Origin of the sequence: Streptomyces doebereineriae (assembly GCF_031845645.1) — a bacterium.
Lineage (GTDB): Bacteria > Actinomycetota > Actinomycetes > Streptomycetales > Streptomycetaceae > Streptomyces > Streptomyces canus.
This window is the reverse complement of the sequence record NZ_JAVREZ010000501.1, coordinates 1-409: the sequence shown is the minus strand read 5'-3', so window position 1 is coordinate 409 and position 409 is coordinate 1. Positions and strand designations below refer to the sequence as shown.

1 protein-coding gene is annotated in these 409 nt (G+C 69.9%); it reads left to right on the top strand.

Annotated elements, in window-relative coordinates; all coding sequences use genetic code 11:
- Nucleotides 1-17: 17 nt before the first annotated feature.
- Nucleotides 18-409, top strand: a 392-nt coding sequence (locus RNB18_RS52970; RefSeq protein ID WP_311721171.1) for an NEW3 domain-containing protein, incomplete at its 3' end; no start/stop codon positions are given.

Below are 409 nucleotides of genomic sequence, written 5' to 3'. Positions count from 1 at the left end.
GCCCATCGGGGTGGGAGGTGCAGCCCGCTGAGCTGCCCTATGTCCTGCCACCCGGAGAACATCTGGAAGCCGATGTGGTGCTGCGCATCCCGTCTTCGGCCGAACCGGGACTGTACCCGTTGCGCGCCGAACTCGCGGTGACCGGCAGCGGAGCTGATGCGCTGCCGCCGTCGTGGCGTCAGGTGGTCGAGGATGTCCGCACCGTCACGGTCGGCGAACCGGGAGGCCACCTGCTCAAACTGGTGTCCGAACCCCAGGCCGTCGACGTCAAGGCCGGTGAGACCGCGCGACTGTCGATGACGATCGGCACCGACGCGCTCGCGGGACTGACGGCGGAGGCCCACCTGATCAGCCCATGGGGAACCTGGGAGTGGATGGGTCCGGCTGCGGCCGGCGTCGAGGTGCCCGC